The sequence below is a fragment of the Gordonia paraffinivorans genome (assembly GCF_900683595.1).
GTDB lineage: Bacteria > Actinomycetota > Actinomycetes > Mycobacteriales > Mycobacteriaceae > Gordonia > Gordonia paraffinivorans.
This window is the reverse complement of record NZ_CAACYD010000007.1, coordinates 1,212,725-1,227,719: the sequence shown is the minus strand read 5'-3', so window position 1 is coordinate 1,227,719 and position 14,995 is coordinate 1,212,725. Positions and strand designations below refer to the sequence as shown.

At 67.5% G+C, this 14,995-nt stretch carries 13 protein-coding genes and 2 pseudogenes; 7 read left to right on the top strand and 8 right to left on the bottom strand.

Going from position 1 to position 14,995, the window contains the following annotated elements:
- Positions 1 to 19: 19 nt before the first annotated feature.
- The 3 genes from E1P53_RS18630 to E1P53_RS18620 form a co-directional block, all read right to left on the bottom strand.
- Entirely contained in the window at positions 20 to 1,276 is a 1,257-nt protein-coding gene (locus E1P53_RS18630; RefSeq protein ID WP_131735141.1) for a Dyp-type peroxidase, read from the bottom strand.
- A complete protein-coding gene (locus tag E1P53_RS18625; RefSeq protein WP_006900494.1) occupies positions 1,266 to 1,799 on the bottom strand; it encodes a copper chaperone PCu(A)C in 534 nt (177 codons plus the stop codon). Before E1P53_RS18625 ends, E1P53_RS18630 begins: the two co-directional genes overlap by 11 nt.
- An 80-nt stretch (positions 1,800 to 1,879) precedes the next feature.
- A complete protein-coding gene (locus E1P53_RS18620; RefSeq protein ID WP_006900493.1) occupies positions 1,880 to 2,422 on the bottom strand; it encodes a hypothetical protein in 543 nt (180 codons plus the stop codon).
- Between the two features lie 75 nt (positions 2,423 to 2,497).
- Here E1P53_RS18620 and E1P53_RS18615 point away from each other — a divergent pair, with 75 nt between their 5' ends.
- Positions 2,498 to 3,040, top strand: a complete 543-nt coding sequence (locus tag E1P53_RS18615) for a GNAT family N-acetyltransferase (RefSeq protein ID WP_109237111.1) — start codon at positions 2,498 to 2,500, stop codon at positions 3,038 to 3,040.
- A 7-nt stretch (positions 3,041 to 3,047) separates the two neighbouring features.
- Here E1P53_RS18615 and E1P53_RS18610 read toward each other — a convergent pair whose 3' ends face one another.
- Positions 3,048 to 4,631, bottom strand: a complete 1,584-nt coding sequence (locus tag E1P53_RS18610; protein WP_006900491.1) for a cation:proton antiporter domain-containing protein — start codon at positions 4,629 to 4,631, stop codon at positions 3,048 to 3,050.
- A 157-nt stretch (positions 4,632 to 4,788) separates the two neighbouring features.
- Between E1P53_RS18610 and E1P53_RS18605 the strand changes: the two genes are divergently transcribed.
- Positions 4,789 to 5,577 (top strand): dioxygenase family protein, encoded by a 789-nt coding sequence (locus E1P53_RS18605; protein WP_131735140.1) that lies wholly within the window; start codon positions 4,789 to 4,791, stop codon positions 5,575 to 5,577.
- 40 nt (positions 5,578 to 5,617) lie between these two features.
- Here the strand turns inward: E1P53_RS18605 and E1P53_RS18600 are convergent, their stop codons facing one another.
- Both E1P53_RS18600 and E1P53_RS18595 read right to left on the bottom strand, forming a co-directional pair.
- Positions 5,618 to 6,325 (bottom strand): TetR/AcrR family transcriptional regulator, encoded by a 708-nt coding sequence (locus E1P53_RS18600; protein WP_006900489.1) that lies wholly within the window; start codon positions 6,323 to 6,325, stop codon positions 5,618 to 5,620.
- 65 nt (positions 6,326 to 6,390) lie between these two features.
- Positions 6,391 to 7,050, bottom strand: coding sequence for a vitamin K epoxide reductase family protein (locus E1P53_RS18595; protein WP_131735139.1), 660 nt, complete (start codon positions 7,048 to 7,050; stop codon positions 6,391 to 6,393).
- 145 nt (positions 7,051 to 7,195) lie between these two features.
- Here E1P53_RS18595 and E1P53_RS18590 point away from each other — a divergent pair, with 145 nt between their 5' ends.
- Genes E1P53_RS18590 through E1P53_RS18575 form a run of 4 tightly spaced genes read left to right on the top strand, consistent with a single transcriptional unit; the run spans position 7,196 to position 10,990 of the window.
- The gene (locus tag E1P53_RS18590) at positions 7,196 to 7,882 is read left to right on the top strand and encodes an ABC transporter permease (RefSeq protein WP_006900487.1); all 687 of its coding nucleotides are present in this window, start codon (positions 7,196 to 7,198) and stop codon (positions 7,880 to 7,882) included.
- Positions 7,879 to 9,210 (top strand): ABC transporter ATP-binding protein, encoded by a 1,332-nt coding sequence (locus tag E1P53_RS18585; RefSeq protein ID WP_131735138.1) that lies wholly within the window; start codon positions 7,879 to 7,881, stop codon positions 9,208 to 9,210. Before E1P53_RS18590 ends, E1P53_RS18585 begins: the two co-directional genes overlap by 4 nt.
- The gene (locus E1P53_RS18580; RefSeq protein ID WP_109237116.1) at positions 9,207 to 10,010 is read left to right on the top strand and encodes an ABC transporter permease; all 804 of its coding nucleotides are present in this window, start codon (positions 9,207 to 9,209) and stop codon (positions 10,008 to 10,010) included. Before E1P53_RS18585 ends, E1P53_RS18580 begins: the two co-directional genes overlap by 4 nt.
- Entirely contained in the window at positions 10,007 to 10,990 is a 984-nt protein-coding gene (locus E1P53_RS18575) for a glycine betaine ABC transporter substrate-binding protein (RefSeq protein WP_131735137.1), read from the top strand. Before E1P53_RS18580 ends, E1P53_RS18575 begins: the two co-directional genes overlap by 4 nt.
- A gap of 1,315 nt (positions 10,991 to 12,305) precedes the next feature.
- On the opposite strand, the pseudogene E1P53_RS18565 reads toward E1P53_RS18575, so the two are convergent.
- A pseudogene (locus E1P53_RS18565) lies at positions 12,306 to 13,277 on the bottom strand (IS481 family transposase).
- Between E1P53_RS18565 and E1P53_RS18560 the strand changes: the two are divergent.
- Positions 13,270 to 14,661 (top strand): IS256 family transposase, encoded by a 1,392-nt coding sequence (locus tag E1P53_RS18560; protein ID WP_131733218.1) that lies wholly within the window; start codon positions 13,270 to 13,272, stop codon positions 14,659 to 14,661. The pseudogene E1P53_RS18565 and the gene E1P53_RS18560 sit on opposite strands and share 8 nt — an antisense overlap.
- Positions 14,662 to 14,715: 54 nt before the next feature.
- Here the strand turns inward: E1P53_RS18560 and E1P53_RS18555 are convergent.
- Positions 14,716 to 14,838: pseudogene (locus E1P53_RS18555) on the bottom strand (IS481 family transposase); the annotation flags it as partial.
- Positions 14,839 to 14,995 lie beyond the last annotated feature (157 nt).

Sequence of the window (14,995 nt, the reverse complement as noted above, 5' to 3'; positions counted from 1 at the left end):
GTCGCCGCACGCCGGTCGTTCACGCCAGCAGGCTCTGCCCCAGGACCTGCCCCCGACGCGCGCCGGGCAGGATCGCGTAGACCCCGGACCCGATGGGCGTCGTCCACTCGTTCAGCGCGTCGTGCTCGGCCAGACGGGCCTGCACCGGCGCGAACTGGGTGTCGACGTCGCGCTGGTAGGCGGCGAACAGCAGCCCGCTGTTCGATATCGGCAGCACGCCGTCGGGTCCGGGCTCGGGCGGGTCGTCGTAGTTGTAGCCGCGACGCAGGAACTGCTCGGCCGGCGTCCGGTGGCGGGCGCGGGCGATGTGCGACGACGCCGGGATCGCGGGCAGCCCGTCGACGAGCTTGTCGAAGTCGGGGTCGTCGTGTTCGCCTCCCCCGCTCAGCGGCGCCCCGTCGGAGAGGCGCCGACCGACCGTCAGCTCCTGGCTGGCCGGATCGAGCTCCTGCCATCGGTCGAGGTCCATGGCGATCCGCCGCAGCACCATCGACGTCCCGCCCGCGAACCACGGCTGCTCGCCACCGTCGTCCCAGACGAGCGTGTCGAAGTCGCCGGGACCGAGGTTGACCGTCCCGTCGACCTGCCCCATCAGGTTGCGCATCGTCACTTTCTCGTCCTGGCTGCCGCGCGCGTTGCGGAACCCGCGCTGCACCCAGCGCAGACGGATCCGCCCGGCGACGTTGGACGTCAGCACACGGGTCGCGTGCGCCACGGTGATCGGATCGTCGGAGCAGATCTGCAACAGCAGGTCGGTCTGCGGCCAGCGCCGCTCGTCGAGCCGGTCGATGGGATACGCGGGAAGCGGATGCAGCCACCGGGGCCGCCGGCCCTCGAGTCCGGTCCTCGTGAAGGAGCCGGGTCCGAGGCCCACCGTGACGGTCAGCCGGGCCGGCACGCGGGCGAGTTCCGGTTCGCTGTCGGCCAGTGCCGGAGCACCCCTCGTGAGCCTGGCGGCGTCCTCGGTCCAGACGCGGAGTATCCCGGCGAGCGCCTCCCGCGCCTGCCGCTCCGAATCCGCCGCGAGATCGAACCCGATGTAATTGACGTGCGCGGTGGGCGGGGTGGTCACCCCGGCCTGGTGCTCGCCGTAGAACTCGATGACGTCGCCGCCGTGCACACTCGCCCCGGCGCTCTGCGCCGAACGCGCGATCGCGGTGGCGCCGACGCCGAGGCCGGCCGCGCCCGCGACGCCTGCGATCAGGCTGCGTCGCGAGAGTGCCGGACCCCGGCCGCGCTTTCCCCGTTCCCGGTGATCGCGATCGTCATCCGTCATTGGAACCGCCCGAGCCGTGGCCCGGCGCGTACTCCTCGTTGGCGCCGCGGAAGTCCCGGGCATCGGCCACGAGGTCCTTCTGGGAACCGTCGCCGAAGCGCAGCGTGACGGTGATGGCCTCGCCGGCCAGGATGGGCCCCTTCAGGTCCATCAACATGATGTGGTTTCCGCCGGGCTCGAGGTCGGCGGTGTCGCCGGCCGGGATCTTCAGGCCGCCGTCCACCTGCCGCATCGCCATCGTGCCGTCGGCGTTCATCGCCATCTCGTGCACCTCGACGCGTCCGGCGACGCCGGTCTTCCCGCCGACGAGGGTCACCTCCTCACCGGAGGTGTTGGTCAGCTTGCCGAACACACCGGTCATGTCCTTGTCGGTCGCCTTGATCCATTGGTCGCTGATGGTCACCGACTCGGCCTGCGTGGCCTCCGTGTCGTCGGAGCACGCGGTCGCCGCCAGGGGCAGCGCCAAGGCCGCCAGGATGGCCAGCGGACGGCGGGCACGGGTGATGAATGAAGTTGTGCGCATGAGCGTTTCGCCTTTTCGGATGCGTGGGTCACCACCGGCACGCGGTGCGTCGCCGGCGGGAGGAAGGAAGAGATACGGGGTCAGGCCGAGACGACCGGTGGACCTCGCGTACCGATACCCGAGAGGCGGAACCGGGTCCGCAGCACGATTTCGGCGCCCGCGACCACGGGTGCGCCGCCGAGGACCGGCAGCGATCGACGCGACGCCGAGGCGAGGATGCGCGATCCGATGCGGCGGGCGCATTCCTGGCCGCCGACGAGCAGCACCGCGGCAGTCAGCAGCGCCGCGGCGTGGAGGACGAGCATGGTCGGGCCGGGCACCAACGGCGTCGCCGCGTGGTGACCGCCCGAGTGCATCGCGAGATGGCCGAGCACCTGCGCGACGGCGAGGGCCGAACCGACCGAGGCGATCTCGGCGGACCTGCTGCGGATGTGGCCGACGGCACCCAAGGCCGGGCCGACACCGGCGCTGACCGCGATGACGAGCATCACCTGCGCAGTGGTCGGCAGCCCCCCGCCGGCGAGCGCATGCGCTCCGATGCTCAGCGAGGCCGACGCCATGGCGGCGCCGGCCGACCAGTGCACGCGCACAAGTCGGCCGGCCGGATCGGACGCCCCACGCATGGCCTCCAGCCTACTCCCTGGTACTACCGGCAGTAGTAGAGAGGTGACCGGCGCCCGCCGCTATTGTCTGGGGTCATGCAGGCAGCCCAGACAGGCGAGCGGGTGACGGTGCGCGACGCGACCGAGGACGATCTCGCCGGCGTCGCCGACATCTACCGCCACTACGTGGAGAACACGGCCGCGACCTTCGACTACGTGGTCCCCTCCCACACCGCCTGGCTGGTGAAGTACCGCACGATCCGGGACGCCGGCCGCCCCTTCCTGGTCGCCACCCTGCCGGCCGAGAGCGGCGAGCACGTGGTCGGCTATGCGTATCTCGGGACGTTTCGCACGATGCCCGCCTACGACTGGTCCACCGAGGACTCCATCTACGTCCGACCCGGCTACGGCGGACGCGGCATCGGGTCGGCGCTGATGTCGGGCATGCTCGGGCGCGCCGACCGGGAGAACGTCCGGCAGATCGTCGCGGTCATCGCGGCCACCGGCGGCGAGGGTTCGATCGCACTGCATTCCCGTTTCGGTTTCGCCGAGGTGGGCAGGTTGCGCTCGATCGGACAGAAGGCCGGGCAGTGGATCGACTGCGTCTACATGCAGAAGGACCTCTGGTCCGACGGCTGAGGCCGGCTCACCGCTGGAGTCCGGCGACCTCGGCTGCGGCGTCGGCCAAACCGACCCCGGTGCCCTCGTAGATGTGGAACGCCACATCGGCGCCCCGCCGCAGGAGTTCCTCGCGCTCGTCGTCGTACTGCGCGACGACGGCGACCGACCCGTCGAACTGTCGCCGCTCGAGCCGGTCGAGCGCGATCAGATTGGAGCCGTGGAAGGGCATCGCGAGCACCAGCAGCTCCAGCCCGTCGACACCGACGCAGCGTTCCCAGAAGTCGGTCTCGGTGGCGTCGGCCTCGATGACGTCGAAGCCCCGTTCACGGAGGTCGGCGACCTTGATCGGGTCGTTCTCCACCCCGATGACCTCGAGGCCGTACTCGTCGACCAGGCGCCGGTACGCAGAACTGCCGACCCGGCCCAGGCCGAGGACCATCGCGCGTGCCTCCGAGAGGTCGATCGGCGCGTCGTCGGGGTGGGCGCGGGCGGCGGCCGTGGTGGGCACGAACGCCGACAGGCGCGCGACCCAGCGGGAACCGCGCCGGTTGACGAGAGTGGACACCACGAAGCTCGCCGCCACCGCGACCGAGATCACCACGAGCCAGTCCTCGCCGACGAGGTCGGCGTCGACACCGGTGGAGATCACGATGAGACCGAACTCGGAGAAGTTCGCCAGGGCGAGACCGGCGAGGATCGAGGTGCGCCTGCGCAACCCGAACATCGCCAGCAGGAAGGTGAACAGCGCCGCCTCGATCGGGAGCAGGACGACCAGGATCAGGCCGAGCGCGACGGTCTCGAAGGTCGGGGTGACGTGCAGGCCGATCGAGACGAAGAATCCGACCAGCAACAGCTCGCGCAACCCGAAGAGGGTGCGCGACAACTCGGCCGCCCGCGGGTGGGATGCCAGGAGCAGGCCGACGATCATCGCCCCGAAGTCGCCCTTGATGCCGACCGTCTCGAACAGCCAGTAGCCGGGGACGAACGCCATCGTGACGCCGAACAGCGCCTGGAGTTCGCCGTGCCCGAGGCGATTCCAGAGTTTCTGGACGATCCAGGCGCCGGGGATCAGCAGGATGAGCGCGAACGCCCAGAGGCTCGGCGGCTCGCCGCGCATGGCGGTCAGGTAACCGACCGCGACGACGTCCTGCAGCACGAGGATGCCGATCGCGATGCGCCCGTAGAGCGAATGCGATTCGGAGCGCTCGTCGAGGACCTGCACCACGAACACCGTGCTGGAGAACGACAGCGCGAAACCGAGGAGCGCCAACGTCTTCCAGCCCTCCCCGGCGATCGTGCCGAAGCCGATCGCGGCGAGGAGCCCGAGGAATCCGGTGGTGAGACCGAGGATCACCAGCAGGTTGACCGCGGTGGTGAGGAACACCTCGCGCCGGAACAGCATCCGCACGTCGAGCTTGAGGCCGATGGTGAACAGCAGGATCGTCACGCCCAGTTCGGCGAAGGCGTCGATGATCGGCAGCTCCTCGATGCCGGGCGCGTGCAGGATGAAGCCGGCCGCCAGGTAGCCGACGAGGGTGGGCAGTTTGATCAGGCGCGCGAGGAACCCGCATCCGAAGATGACGACGAGGTAGATGGCGATCGTCTCCACGCGGTCAGTGCCTCCGTTCTCCGCCGCTCCGCGCTCGTGCAGCGTTTGTCGAAACGGCATCGGGCGCAGGTCGCGGCGCTTCGGCCACACCCGCCCGACGGTCCGGCGCGGAGACCCGACCGGAACAAAACGGACCGCAGTCCGGTTAGAATCGGGTATGACCAGCATCCCGACGCGCCAACCCGCGCTGTTCCTCTCCCACGGGGCTCCGCCCCTGGTGGACGACCCGACCTGGGTCGGCCAGCTGCAGACTCTCGCCAGCACCCTGGCGAGGCCGACCGCGATCCTCGTCGTCTCCGCACACTGGGAGGCCGCTCCCCTGACGATCGGCTCCACCGACTCGCGGACCCCGCTCACCTACGACTTCGGCGGCTTCCCCGAGAAGTACTACCGGGTCCTCTACCCCTCGCCCGGCGCCCCCGACCTCGCGCGACGCGTGGCGGCCCTGATGCCCGACGGCGAGCCGATCGCCCACGATCCGCGGCGCCGCCTCGACCACGGCGCCTACGTGCCCCTGACGGTCATGTACCCCGACGCCGACGTGCCCGTGCTGCAGATCTCGCTGCCCACACTCGACCCCGAGCGCCTACTCGAGCTCGGTCGGCGCCTGCGCCCGCTGCGCGACGAGGGCGTGCTGATCATCGGCTCCGGCTTCACCACGCACGGCCTGCCGTTCCTGCGGGACTGGCGTCCCGAGGCCACTCCCCCGGGCTGGTCGGCGGAGTTCGACGCCTGGGCGCGGGAACGACTCGAGGCCGGGGACGTGGAATCGCTCGTCAGGTTCCGAGAGACCGCACCCGGCATGCCCTTCGCCCATCCCACGGTCGAGCACTTCGCGCCGCTGTTCGTCGCACTCGGCGCCTCCGACGACGCCGAGCAGCGCCCCGATCAGGTCATCGACGGGTTCTGGATGGGATTGTCCAAGCGGAGCCTGGTGTTGAGCTGAGCCCGCCCCCGCGGCGCAAGCCCGGACCGCGCCGTTCGGGCTACCGGTCGGCGTCGTCCGCGGTGGTCCGCTCCACCGGGTCGACGTAATCCGGGCCGACGAGCCTCGGGTCGGGATCCAGCCTGGTCAGTCCGTTCCAGCACAGGTTGACCAGGTGCGCGGCCACGACCTCCTTGGACGGCTCGCGGACGTCGAGCCACCACTGCGCGGTCACCGACACCATGCCGACGAGCGCCTGCGCGTACAGCGGCGCGAGCGCCGGGTCGAAGCCGCGCCGTTCGAAGTCGCCGGCCAGGATGTGCTCAACCTGGCTCACGGCGTCGTTGAGCAGACTCGAGTAGGTGGCGTTCTCGTTGCTCGACGCGGTGGATGCGCCGCGAACGAGGATGCGGAAGCCGTCGGTGCGCTCCTCCATGTAGGTCAGCAGCGCAAGGGCCACCTGCTGGATGCGGTACAGCGAGCGGTTCCTGGTCAGCGAGGCGGTGATCATCTCCAGGAGGGTCTCCATCTCGCGGTCGACGACGACCGCGTAGAGGCCTTCCTTGCCGCCGAAGTGCTCGTAGACGATCGGCTTGGACACTCCCGCGCGCTGGGCGATCTCCTCGATGGAGGTTCCCTCGAACCCGCGCTCGGCGAAGAGCCCGCGGGCCACCTCGATCAGCTGCAACCGCCGCTGGGCGCCGGTCATGCGGGCCCGAGGCGCGCGCTGTACCTCGGCCGATCCCTCCGTCGGACGTCCGATCGTCATTCGCCCAGCCTAGGACGGGACGCGCCGGAATCACGAATAATGCGCCACGAACCCGCGGCGCGCGCTCAGTACAGGCTCGACCAGTAGTCCCAGAACCGCACCGCGATGAGGACGATGACGACCGCGACGACGCCGACGAGGACGAGGGCATGACTGCGGGCCACCGCGAGCGCGAGCCCGGACCGCGAGGTGAGACCGCTCGCGTGGAGGTTGCGGACGCTGACGAAGACGAAGATCGGCAGGGTCATCGCCCACACGACCATGCAATAGGGGCAGAGCGCGCCGATCGTGTAGAGGCTGGTGTAGATCAGCCAGCACACGAACGCCATCGCCAACGTGACGCCGATCTGCAATCCGGCCCAGTACCAGCCGGCGAGGCGTGCGCCGGCGAGGATCGCGACGCCGGTGGTGATCACCACCGCGAACCCGGCGATGCCCAGCAGCGGGTTGGGGAACCCGAACACCCCTGCCTGCGGCGTCGCCATGACCGACCCGCAGCTGAGCACGGGACTGAAGTTGCACGACGGGATGTAGTCGGGGTTCTTGAAGAGCTCGATCTTCTCCACGGTGAGCGTGAACGACGCGATGAACGCGACCAGGCCGCCGACGGTCAGCACCCAGGCGACGATCCGGGTCCAGGACCGGACCGCTTCGGCGAGCAGCGCCCGATCGTCGGGCTCTGCGCCGGGGCCGGTGTTCTCGTGGTCGGTGACGGTCTCGCTCACCCATCCAGGATGACACCGTTCGCGGTCGTCGCAGGTGGCCGGTGGGTGCCGAATCGTGCCGACTCCGCGGATCGCGCAACCGATGGACCCGGCATGAGCGAAATGACACACGCCCGCGCCGAAATGTGCCCTCCCCTACTCGCCGATGCGTAATGTCGGATATGCCACCTGGGGATGGGAAACGATCGTGCAGCTGTGGGACTACATCGGGAACAACGCTCGTTCCCTCACGTTCTTGACGTATCAGCACGCCTCGCTGTCGTTTCAGACCGTGCTCGTCGGCACCCTCGCCGCCATCGTGATCGCGGCGCTGGTGTACCGGCTTCCGCTGGTGAGCGCGCTGACGCTGACGTCGAGTCGTGTGGCACTGACGATTCCGTCGCTGGCCCTGCTCGCGTTGCTGATCGTCCCGTTCGGGCTCGGGGTCACCCCGTCGTTTCTCATGCTCGCGTTCTTCGCGATGCTGCCGGTCATCGGCAACGCGGTGGTCGGCCTGCGCTCGGTGCCGCCGGCGGTGGTCGAATCCGCACGGGGGATCGGACTTCCGCGCTGGCGCATCCTGCTCACCGTCGAACTGCCCATCGCGTGGCCGGTGATCCTCACCGGGATCCGCGTGTCCACGCAGATGATCGTCGGTGTGGCCGCGATCGTCGCCTACGTCCTCGGACCCGGCCTGGGATCGCTGATCTTCAACGGCCTCGCCCGCCTCGGCGGCGCCAACGCACTCGAATCCGCGCTCACCGGAACCATTCTCATCGTCATCATCGCGCTCGTCTTCGACGCCCTCCTGGTACTGCTCGGCCGGCTCACCATCTCCAAGGGACTCTCATGACCGACTCCACCACTGCCCCGACGTCGAAAACGACGACCGCCCAGGCATCCTCGCAGCGTTCCGACCGGGTCGTGACAGGCGAGTCGATCCGGCTCGACGGAGTCGTCAAGCGCTACCGGGGCCAACCGAAGCCCGCCGTCGCGAAGCTCGATCTCGAGATCGAGGCCGGCGACATCGTCGCCTTCGTCGGACCGTCCGGCTGTGGCAAGACCACCACGCTCAAGATGATCAACCGGCTGATCGAGCCCACCGAGGGCCGGATCTACATCGGCGGCCGGGACGTGACCGAGGAGAACCCCGACAGGCTCCGCCAGTCGATCGGCTACGTCATCCAGTCCGGCGGACTGTTCCCGCACTGGCCGGTGCGCAAGAACATCGGCGCGGTCCCGCGAATGCTCAAGTGGGACAAGAAGCGCATCGACCAACGCACCGAATACCTACTCGACCTGGTCGGTCTCGACCCCGCGGTCTTCGCCGACCGGCTACCCAAGGACATGTCCGGCGGCCAGCAGCAGCGTGTGGGTGTCGCCCGCGCGCTGGCCGCCGACCCGCCGGTGCTGCTGATGGACGAACCCTTCGGCGCGGTCGACCCGATCACCCGGGCCCGCCTGCAGGACAAGCTGATCGCGATCCAGCAGGAGCTCGGCAAGACGATCGTCATCGTCACCCACGACTTCGAGGAGGCCACCAAGCTCGGCGACAAGGTCCTCATCCTCTCTGAGGGCGGACACGTCGAGCAGTACGCGCCGCCGGAGGAGATCCTCGCCAACCCGGCCACGCCGTTCGTCGAGGAGTTCGTCGGTTCCGGGGCGACGCTGGCGCATCTGACGCTGACCCGGGTCCGCGACGTCGAGATCAAGCCGGTGGTCACCGCGCGCGTCGGCGAGGCATCCGGCTCGGTCATCGCACGCACGAAGGCCGCCGGCGAGGACTGGCTGGTCGTCGTCGACGCGCACGGCCGCCCGCGGTCGTGGCCGACCATCGACGAGGTCTCGACCAAGCCCGAGGTGTCGGACTACCTCGACCCGCGACTGCCCGTCGTGGCCCAGTCGTCGACCCTCAACGACGCGCTCGACTCGATGCTCGCCACCAGTCAGGGCGGCGTCCTCGTCACCGACGGGCACGGCGCGGTGGTCGGCGCGTTGACCATCGCCTCGGTGATGGAGAAGATCCGCGGCCAGCTCGCCGATGTCCGCGACGACGACACCGTCGGATATGTCGAGCACACCGAGGGCACGGCGCCGGTCGAGACGCCGGTAGTCGCAGCCGACGACGAGCCGGCCGACGAGACGGCCGACGAGACGGCCGACGAGACGGGGCCGCGATGACCTCCCTCGCCGCCGGGGCCGGCGAGACCACCGCGTCGGCAGCACCTGCCCGCAGCGGCTTCCGGCGCCGACTCGCCAAGGTGCCGATCGACGTCTGGTTCGAGCCCCTGGTCATCCTCGTCGTGGGCGTCGGTTTCGTGATCTGGTATCAGAACACCGATTTCACGGCGACCGAGAGCGCGTCGATGGCCTGGCCGGCGTTGAGATCGACGATCCTCGACCACATCCGGCTGACCCTGGTCGCGACGGTGATCGTGGTGTGTATCGCCATCCCGCTCGGGATCGCGCTCACGCGCCCGTCCCTGCGGTGGCTCAACCCGATCGCGGTGAACATCGCCAACATCGGGCAAGCCGCACCGGCCATCGGCCTGCTGGTGCTCTTCACGTTCTGGCTCGGCACCGGGTTCAACACCGCGGTGGTCGGCCTCGTCGTGTACGCGGTGCTGCCGATCCTCCAGAACACGATCGTCGGGTTGCGGCAGGTCGACCAGCGCACGGTCGAGGCGGCGCGCGGCATCGGCTTCTCCGGTTTCCGAACGCTTCTCCAGGTCGAGTTGCCGCTGGCCGTCCCGGTCATCCTCAACGGCGTGCGCACCGCGCTCGTGATCCTCGTCGGCACCGCGACGCTGAGCACCTTCATCGGGGCCACGAGCCTCGGCACGCTCATCACCACCGGGATCACCCTGTTCCTGCCCAAGCTGCTCGTCGCCGGCGCTATCCTCGTCGCGCTGCTGGCGATGACGATCGACTGGCTCGGACGCCTCGTCGAACTGGCCGCGACGCCGCGAGGTGTCGCATGATCGCGCGGCGCGGGAGATCGACCGCGACCGTGGCACTGACGACGCTGCTGGCGGTGATCCTCGCCGCGTGCGGGCTCGTCAGCTCGTCGGGTGCGTTCCGGGAGGCCTTCCTGGCCGACGGCTCGAATCCGTTGGAGGGCACCAAGGTTCGCGTCACCTCGAAGAACTTCACCGAGTCCGTGCTGCTCGGCAAGATCACCGCGACCTACCTCGCCGCGGCGGGAGCAGCGGTCGAGGACCTGACCAACGCACCGGGTTCGATGTCGTCGCGTCAGGCGCAACTCAACGGCGACGCCGACATCCTGTGGGAGTACACGGGTACGGCGTGGCAGACGTATCTCGGCGAGACCGACACGATCTCCGACCCGGACGAGCTGTGGCGACGCGTCCGCGACGCCGACCGCGCCAACGGCGTGGAGTGGCTCGAGCCCGCGTCGTTCAACAACACCTACGCGTTCGCCGCGTCGTCTCCGACCGCGCAGCGACTCGGGGTGAAGACGATGTCGGACATCGCGAAACTGCCCGTGTCCGAACGGACGTTCTGCATCAACGACGAATTCCTGAGCCGCGCCGACGGCATGGTGCCGATGCTCGAGGCCTACGGCATCCCCCTCGGCAGCCCCGACGGCGTGCCGAAAGGCAATGTGACGACCATGGATTCGGGCGTCGTCTACACCTCCACCGCCCGCAGCGCACCGTGCAACTTCGGCATGGTCTACTCCACCGACGGCCGCATCAAGAACCTCGACCTGGTGGTGCTGGAGGACGACCGCAAGTTCTTCCTGCCCTACAGCGGCTGCGCGGTCATCAGCTCGAGTCTCAACGAGAAGTCACCGGAGATCGCCGAGTTGCTGGCGCCGGTGTCGAAGAAGCTCACCGACGAGCTCATGCAGGAGCTCAACGGCCGCGTCGACATCGATGGCGAGGACCCGGCCGACGTCGCCTACGACTGGCTGAAGGCAGAGGGCTTCATCGCCTAGACGTGGCGCCGAGGGACGCGGAGCGAGACGACGAGCCGCGAAGGGCCGGTGAACGAAGCTCCCCACACTCGAACTCTCGCCGCCCGCGACATCACCCCGGCGCGGCGACGTCGACCGGGGTCGCCGGCGCGGATCGAGGTCGCGGGCGATATCGATCCCCCACCGGCACCATCGGCTTCCGTCGCTCGTGACCACGAGGATGGTCTCAGGAGGGACCAGCTTCGGGATGGCGACGTCAACGGTGCCGACCCGGGTGTCATGGTGGGAGCGGTGACGGTAGCCCGTACCTGACGTCCCGGGTAAACACAGCTAGTCGTTCTGCGCGTGCGACATCTTCTTGTTTCGGTCACGGGACCAGGAAATCACCGACACCGCAAACGCAACACCGAGGATCGTTATCGCAACCACCGCTCCAGGGAACTGCGGATAGTGCCCTGGCTCGCCAGCGGGGACGAATTCATAGTGCTGTGGTAGAGCCAATAGGCAACACACGACCGGAATGACTAACACAACGGGTAACAGCCAGCGGTTCCTCCCACGGGCTGGTTTGCGGACCGCCAGACGAACTGCCACCAGGCCGTAACCGAGAGCAAACACGACAGGGATCGCTAGCAGCAAGGGTTCGGTGACGAGGTTCAAACCGAGCGAACTCCCAGATGCGCCACGAGGGACGAGCACAACGTTAGGGGAACGTGTTGTATACCAAATCCCTATCGTGACAAGACCAAGAAGCAGGCCCACGCACGACCAGCGGACAAAGACAGATCTAACGCTCATCGTCACTCACGCCCTCTTCACTTCCCAGTCCACCGAGTCCCACCCGGACCAATCTCCGTTGACATCGAGCGTCTGAAACCACAGTTTGTACTCCCCAGGCTCCATGTACGAATTGATGGGAATCTCGTGTCTGAATGATCCCGCACGCACGTCCTGCTCGAAGTCGGTGCTGTTGCTGCCATCGGGGCCTTGAATGTGATAGCGAATGCGTGTGGTGCCGCCCCTGGTTCCTTCTCCCCAGATGATGATCCTGTCGACGTAGAGCCCCTCGCCGTCAACTTGTGCGCAGATTCGGCGGTTGAGGTAGTACCAGCCTTCGTACCTCTTGCACTCACGAAACTGGGCGTCATGTCTGAACAATTCTAGTGCACGAAGCAACCCCGAGCGCGGAGACGATCTCGGTGGCTCCGCTGGTCCGTCAGTGAGTATCCCCGGCACACGAGCACGAGCAGGCTCCTGCTCAGACTCCTCGACCCCAGTGGACCGCCCGCTCTCGCTACGGCCCGCCTCCGGAGTTGCGTCACGGACGGCTGAAGGGCTAGCTGTACTGACCCGACAGGTTGGGTACGCGGTCGGCGGGTGAGTTGCCTCGGAGTGCGGTGTGGCCGCGTTCGTGATTGTAGATGCGAAGGAACTCGGGGAAGGCCGCGACGCGTTCGGTTTCACTGAGGTAGGGACGGGCGTAGGCCCATTCCTCCTGCAGGGTCCGGTTGAATCGTTCGACCTTGCCGTTGGTTTGCGGCCGGTACGGTCTGGTCCGCTAGTGCTTGATCTTGTTGTCGTGCAACAAGTCCCGAAATATGCGGGACCGGTAACACGACCCGTTGTCGGTCATCACTCGCGCGGTGGCGACACCGATCGAGGCGAAGTGCGCCAACGCCCGAGTCATGAACGCGGTCGCGGTTTCCTTCTTCTCATCAGCGAGGATCTCGGAGTAGGCGTAGCGGGAGTGGTCGTCGACGGCGTGATGCAGATACGCGTACCCCAGGTTGGGGCGGCCAGCAACTTTGCGGGTTCGTCCAGGCTCGCGGTGGGCACTGGAGTTGCGGGTGCCCTGGGCGCGGCCGTGTACGCGATGTCCACCGCCGTCGGGGATTCTGCCGAGCTTTTTGATGTCGACGTGGATCAAGTCTCCGGGCGCTTGGTGTTCGTACCGGCGAATCTCGCGCCGGCGGGCACGTACCGGCGCCCCGGTTGCCGGGTCGATCCACGACAGTCGTAGGCAGCCGTAGCGGGTGAGGATGCGGTGCACCGTGGAGACGTTCAACCCCAGGTGGTATCCGATCCGGGCTGGCCCCCAGCGGCGGGAGACGCGTAACCCGACGACCCGGCGTTCCCGGCGCCGGCTGCTGCGATGCGGACACGATCGGGGCCGGCTGGACCGATCACCCATTCCGGCCGGCCCGTGGTCGCGGTAGCGATCCGCCCATCGCTTGGCCGTGGTGACTGGGGGTGTCAGATGGTCTGTGTAAGTCCGGTGCTCATCAGTGAGAGGAAGATCTATGAGCATGGCGTTAGACGACAAGCAGCAGGGCCACGACGACGAGCAGTTGCCTGAACTGGCCGAGCCGCGCTCGACCGCGGAAGTCGCCGAGGCATTACAGGCCTCGGGCATGGTCGATGAGCTGCTCGCCCAGATCGATACCGGCCAGGTCCAGATCACCGGCGAAGGCGGGTTGATCCCAGGTCTGATCAAACTGGCCCTCGAACGCGGTCTGAAGGCCGAGCTGACCGATCACCTCGGCTATGCCAAGGGCGATCCGGCCGGGCGGGAGTTGCCCAACGCCCGTAACGGGTCGAGTCCGAAAACGGTGGCCTCGGAGGCCGGGCCGGTCGAGCTGAACATTCCTCGTGACCGTGACGGCACGTTCACCCCGCGGCTGGTCCCGAAGGGCTCGCGCCGCCTCGGCGGCCTCGACGACATCATCATCTCGCTGTATGCCGGCGGCATGACGTTGCGCGACATTCAACACCATTTGGCCTCCACGATCGGCACCGATCTCTCGCACGAGACGATCTCGAAGATCTGCGACGAGGTCCTCGACGCGGTCGATGAATGGCAGAACCGGCCGCTGGAGCCGTTGTATCCCGTCATCTACCTTGACGCCCTGGTAGTGAAGGTCAAAGACGGCGCCCATGTCCGAAATAAGCACGCCCACATTGCTATTGGCGTCGATATGGCCGGCGTCAAGCATGTGCTGGGAATCTGGATACAGGCCGAGGAAGGCGCCAAGTTCTGGGCCGGGGTGTGTGCGAATCTGGCCAACCGCGGCGTCAAGGACGTGCTGATCGTGTGCTGTGACGGGCTCACCGGATTCCCCGAAGCGATCGAGGCGACTTGGCCGCTGGCCACGGTGCAAACCTGTGTGGTGCATCTGATCCGCAACTCGATGCGGTTCGTGAACTACAAAGACCGCAAAGACGTCGCTCGGGCGATTAAACCGATCTACACCGCCCTCGATGCCGAGACCGCCCGCCGCGAGTGGGAAGCCTTCCGCGACTCGGAACTAGGCGCCAAATATCCGAGTGCGGCAATGGCTTTCGACCGAGCCTGGGATCGGTTCATCCCCTTCCTGGCATTCCCGCCCGAGCTGCGCAAAGTCATCTACACCACCAACTCGATCGAGTCGCTGAACTACCAGCTCCGCAAGGTCATCAAGAACCGCGGACATTTCCCCAACGACATCGCGGTCCGCAAACTGCTGTGGCTGGCCATCTGCGACATCGAAGACAAACGAGCCGCTCAACGCCTCAAAGAACGCGGGACCAGGCGGTCACAGCCCCGTAAGGCCCTCGGACGACTGGTCGAGGGACAGGTCGTCACCAACTGGAAGCAGGCCCTCGGACAGCTCGCTCTGGCCTACCCCGACCGGATCGAACCGCACCTCGGCTAAACCCACCGACCACAAGAAAATCAGGAGTCACGTTCTTACACAAACATCTTGACAAGCTCTGGTGACTGACACGTTGAACCGGTCAGCTGCGCGGCGCAGTGGCCACCGGTCGTCCACAACACACCGAGCCAGACGCAACCGGCCAGTCGGGGACAGCGGTGAATTACGGTGGGACATGAAGACCTCCGGGTTGAGGAGCGGTTCTTAGACAGCTCCACACCTCACTCGGAGGTCTTCCCTATGTCACGTCGACTCGCCGAACTCTGTACCTAACGTTCCGGGTCAGTACAGCTAGCCGGCACCGGTACGGAGGGGACCGCGGGTTGATCACCAT